The organism is Microbacterium testaceum, assembly GCF_001476655.1.
GTDB classification, from domain to species: Bacteria; Actinomycetota; Actinomycetes; order Actinomycetales; family Microbacteriaceae; genus Microbacterium; species Microbacterium testaceum_C.
The window spans coordinates 1-4,512 of record NZ_LDRT01000026.1 but is presented as its reverse complement, the minus strand read 5'-3'; the positions used below and the strand labels follow the sequence as shown (position 1 = coordinate 4,512).

Below are 4,512 nucleotides of genomic sequence, written 5' to 3'. Positions count from 1 at the left end.
CGGCGGGAGGCCGTGGCATCCTGTGTCGGCACCGCACCGGTCGCGGCCAGCGTCGCCATGCCCGCGGGGACCGAGACGGTGGCGAAGTCGGCCTCGCTCGCCGCCACCCGCTCCGTGGTCGTCATGCGGGTCAGGGGCCGGTTCGGCAGGAACAGGATCGCGATGAGACTGACGACGGCGACCGGTACCGCGATGAGGAAGGAGTGCGCGATCGACTGGGCGTAGATGTCCTCGACGATGACGCGCACGCTCTCAGGCAGAGTCGACACCTGCGGGATGGTCCCCGACTGGAGCGACTGCGCGACGGCAGCGCCGTTGGCGCCGAGACCCATGATCGCCGTCTTGAGGTCTTCGGCCCGGTCGGTGAACAGGGTCGTCGCCATGCTGGCGAGGGCTGCGCCCATCACTGAGACGCCGATCGTGCCGCCGAGGCTTCGGAAGAACGTCACACCGGAGCTGGCCGCCCCCATCTGCGTCGGGTTGGCGGTGTTCTGCACGATGAGGACGAGGTTCTGCATCGTCATGCCGACACCTGCGCCGAGGAAGAACATGTAGAGCGAGACGAGGGCGAAGTTCGTGTCGTAGTGGATGGTCGACAGCAGGAACGACCCCGCGATCAGGAGCGCGCCACCGGTGATGAGGAACGGCTTCCAGTGGCCGAAGCGCGAGATGAGAGCACCCACGACGATCGACGAGACCAGCAGGCCGCCGATCATGGGGATCGTCATGACGCCGGCCTCGGTCGGCGTGGCGCCGCGGGCCATCTGCATGTACTGGCTCAGGAACACCGAGGTGCCGAACATCGCCAGACCCGTCGCGATGGAGGCGATCGTGGCGAGGGTGAAGGTGGCATCCCGGATCAGCGTGAGCGGCACGAGGGGCTCGGACGAGCGCAGTTCGACGATCACGAACAGGACCGCGGCGACCACCGCGCCGCCGACCATGAGCGTGGTCTCGACGCTGGCCCAGTCGAAGGACTTTCCGGCGTTGGTGACCCAGATGAGGATCAGCGAGACCGCGGTCGACAGAAGCACGATGCCGAGGTAGTCGATCTTGACCTTCCGCTTCGCGCGCACCGGGAGGTGCAGCGTGCGCTGCTGGATCAGGAGCGCGGCGACGGCGAAGGGAAGGGCGACGAAGAAGTTGAAGCGCCAGCCGAACGCGTCGGTGATCACTCCGCCGAGCAGCGGCCCGCCGACGGTGGCGACGGCCATCACGGCGCCGAAGAGGCCCATGTAGCGACCGCGCTCGCGGGGGCTGATGATGTCGGCCATGATCACCTGGCTGAGCGCGGCGAGACCGCCGGCACCCAGACCCTGCACCGCGCGGAAGGCGATGAGCATGTCGGTGTTCTGCGAGAACCCGGCGGCGGCGGTGGCGAGCACGAAGATCGCGATCGCGATCTGGATGAGCACCTTGCGGTTGAAGAGGTCGGCGAGCTTTCCCCAGATGGGGGTCGAGATCGCGGTGGTGAGCAGGGTCGCGGTGATGACCCAGGTGTAGGCGTTCTGATCGCCGGACAGGTCGTGCACGATGACCGGCAGCGACGTCGAGACGACGGTCGAGGCGAGCATCGACACGAAGGTGCCGAGCAGCAGCCCGATCAGGGCGGGGAGGACGCGCCGCGGAGCGGCGGTCTCGGGGGAAGCGGTGGTCATGCGGAACTCCACGGAGGGGACGGATGCCGCGACGACGATGGCGCGATTGGTTGACTTGCGTCAACGATACGCCTGATGATTGACCTGCGTCAACTATTAGTCGAGGAGCGCGAGGGCGCGATACCTCTCCGTGGGTTCCTGTCGCGCCGGTGCGGGGCGGCGTGCCTCCATGGTGCGGCGGTACAGCTCGTCGATGAGGGCCGTGGCGAGTCCGACGAGTTTGGCGATCTCGCGCTCGTCGCGGTCGACCCACTGGCAGCGCGGCTCGTCGTGCAGGGGGACGAAACCGTCGTGCTGCTCCCACGCGACGAGAGTCCGCTCCGCACCGAGAACGTGCTGCTGCCACCAGATCTGCCGCATGTAGGTGCGAGGGATCGAGCGCCAGGCTTTGTTGGTGGTCTTGATCTCGGCGAGGACGATGCGTCCTTCGCCGTCGACGACGACGCCGTCGGGGGTGGCCAGGTGTCGCTTCTCCACGACCGCGTGATACAGCGCGGAAGACGGCTGGATGCCGTGCGTCGCGGCCACCCAGGCGGCGATCTCGGGTTCGCGTCGACGGCCGTGCGCGGTGAAGGCGTTGCCCGAGAAGTTCGAGCCCATGAGCTTGGCATCCGCTGCTCGAGAGATCGCGTTGGCGCTGGTCAGGGTGGCCACGTCGGTCGCCGTGATGCCGCGCGAGCGCGCGCGGATCCACGCGACGCGATCGCGGGAGTCGGCGACGATCCGGGCATCGAGGTCGGCGCTGCGAGAGGCGACGAGCTCGGGGGACATGCGTTCGACCCTAACCCCGGTCGGCGGTGGAGCGGATGTGAGGCTCGGCGCGTCGGCATCCGGGGTCTTGTCATCCAAGTAAGGGTGACCTAAGTTGAGGGCATGACTCCGGATGCCACGTCTCTCCGTCGCCCCGACGGCGGCCGCTGGTGCGATCTCGAGGGGGCCGTGTTCCTCGGCGGCGACGCGCGCAATTTAGGCGAGATGCGGCGGATCGCCGCGGCGCTCTCGCCGGAGACGCATCTCACGGTGGCGGTCGAGGTCTGCGGGTGGGAGCAGGTGGGCCTCCTCGACGCGGGCGATGGCCGGGTGAGCTGGCTGGATCGCACGATCGACGGCACGCTGCGCCCTCGCGGCGAGCGTCTCGCCGCCGCCATCCACGCCTGGTGCGCCGAGTGGGCGTGCGGCGACGACCCCGTCTGCACGGTGTGGCTCGGCGCGCGCACCCCCACGCGCATCGTGCGCATGACCCAGGCGCTGCTTCCCGAGGCGCGCGTCTCCTGACGCGGTGTCTGGGGGTGGTGCCTGGGGTGGTGCCTGAGGGTCGGTGCCCGGGGGGCGGCGCCGGGCACCGGGCGGGCCCGCCGGGTGGTCTCGACAGCCGCGGGTACGCGAGATGACCGGCTGTTCGCGAGATGACCGGGCAATCGCCGTGATGACCGGTCATCTCGGCGAACAAGGGTCATTTCGGTCCGGGGGGCTCCTGCACAAGCGGAGGCGGTGCAGGGGCTGTCCACGGACGGGGCGGCAGACGAGCGGGCGGGCGCCAGGATGCCGGAACATCGGGGAATGCGGTCGGAGCAGCTGACGTGGGGCCATGCCTCCGGAATGTACTCGCGCGAGCAGTTGCTCTCTCGCGGCGTGCCCGCGAGCGTCCTGTCACTCGCGTCGCACGCGGGGCCGTGGTTGCGTCTGCAGCCGGGTGTCTACGTCGACCGCGAGGTGCATCTCGGACGGCTCCCCGCACAGCGACACCGGGTCGCCGTCGAGGCGGCCATGTCCGCGACGCGCGGCGGGGCCGCGGTGGTGTCGCACCTGTCCGCGGCGGTCGTCCACGGACTGCCGCAGTACCGCTTCGCCGACCGCCCGGTCGAGGTGACCCTCGCCGGCCGCACCGGAGGGTCGAGCCGCGCGGGTCTCCGGCGTCACCTGGATGTGCTGCCGGACGAGGACATCGTGTCGGTCGACGGGATCACCTGCACCAGTCTCGACCGCACGGTGTTCGACGTCGCGCGGACCGCGCCGCGGGAGATGGCGCTCGTGTGCGCCGATGCGGCATTGCGACGTGAGGCGGTGGCGGCGCGTCGCTTCGACCCGGTGGCCCAGGAAGGGTGGCGTGAGCGGATGCGGGAGCGCGCGCATCGTGCAGCGGGGGCGCGGGGCATCCGGCGGGCGCGCGAGGTGATCGAGTTCGCCGACGGCCGCGCAGAACTCCCCGGCGAGAGCGTCAGCCGGCTGCAGCTGCACCGCATCGGGTTCTGCGACATCGATCTCCAGGTCGCCGTCGCAGGGCCTCACGGTTCCACATACTTCGTCGACGTCGGCTTGCGTGACGTTCGGACATTCTGGGAGTTCGACGGCGAGGTGAAGTATCGGGACCCCGAGATGCGCGGCGGCCGGTCGATCGAGACCGTCCTGATCGAGGAGAAGCGCCGCGAGGACTGGATCCGCGGGACGACGCAATGGCGGCTGTGCCGAGGCGGGTTCGCCGACATCCGCACGCCCGAGACGCTCGCCGCTCGGCTCGCCTCTTTCGGCGTAAGCCCTCCGCGCTGAGGGTCGTGCCCGGTCCGGCGGAAGCCTCGGGCCGGGCCCGGTCGCGTGCCGGGTCGCCGTTGTATCGGCCGCCGCGTGGCGGCCTGTGTCGCGTGGGCGGTCGCTGCGGGTTGGTCTGTGTCGCGCCGGCGGTCCTCGCGGTCGGCGTGCATCGTCCGGCTGGTCGCCGAGATGACCCGGGATCGCCGAGATGACTCGGGATGCCCGCGAATCGCGGGTGATCTCGGGAAAGGCCGGTCGTCTCGGCGCCTGCGCGCGGGCGCGGCGCCGGAGGGGCGGGCGGGCGCCGGCGCACGGGCTGGCTCTT

4 protein-coding genes are annotated in these 4,512 nt (G+C 70.3%); 2 read left to right on the top strand and 2 right to left on the bottom strand.

Annotation, left to right across the window (positions count from 1 at the left end; genetic code table 11):
* Together NS220_RS04875 and NS220_RS04870 are read right to left on the bottom strand one after the other, a co-directional pair.
* Positions 1–1,658: MDR family MFS transporter (locus NS220_RS04875; protein WP_058622971.1), on the bottom strand; the 1,658-nt coding region annotated here is incomplete at its 3' end.
* A 96-nt stretch (positions 1,659–1,754) separates the two neighbouring features.
* A complete protein-coding gene (locus NS220_RS04870; protein ID WP_058622970.1) occupies positions 1,755–2,429 on the bottom strand; it encodes a YqaJ viral recombinase family protein in 675 nt (224 codons plus the stop codon).
* A gap of 102 nt (positions 2,430–2,531) precedes the next feature.
* Here NS220_RS04870 and NS220_RS04865 point away from each other — a divergent pair, with 102 nt between their 5' ends.
* Together NS220_RS04865 and NS220_RS04860 are read left to right on the top strand one after the other, a co-directional pair.
* A complete protein-coding gene (locus NS220_RS04865) occupies positions 2,532–2,933 on the top strand; it encodes a hypothetical protein (protein WP_058622969.1) in 402 nt (133 codons plus the stop codon).
* Positions 2,934–3,218: 285 nt separating this feature from the next.
* Positions 3,219–4,205, top strand: a complete 987-nt coding sequence (locus NS220_RS04860; RefSeq protein WP_058622968.1) for a hypothetical protein — start codon at positions 3,219–3,221, stop codon at positions 4,203–4,205.
* Positions 4,206–4,512: the final 307 nt, after the last annotated feature.

Excerpts from the sequence above, each read along its gene's own strand:
- NS220_RS04860 (WP_058622968.1), top strand. The coding sequence starts at position 3,219 with ATGCGGTCGGAGCAGCTGACGTGGGGCCATGCCTCCGGAATGTACTCG.
- NS220_RS04870 (WP_058622970.1), bottom strand. The coding sequence starts at position 2,429 with ATGTCCCCCGAGCTCGTCGCCTCTCGCAGCGCCGACCTCGATGCCCGG.
- NS220_RS04865 (WP_058622969.1), top strand. The coding sequence starts at position 2,532 with ATGACTCCGGATGCCACGTCTCTCCGTCGCCCCGACGGCGGCCGCTGG.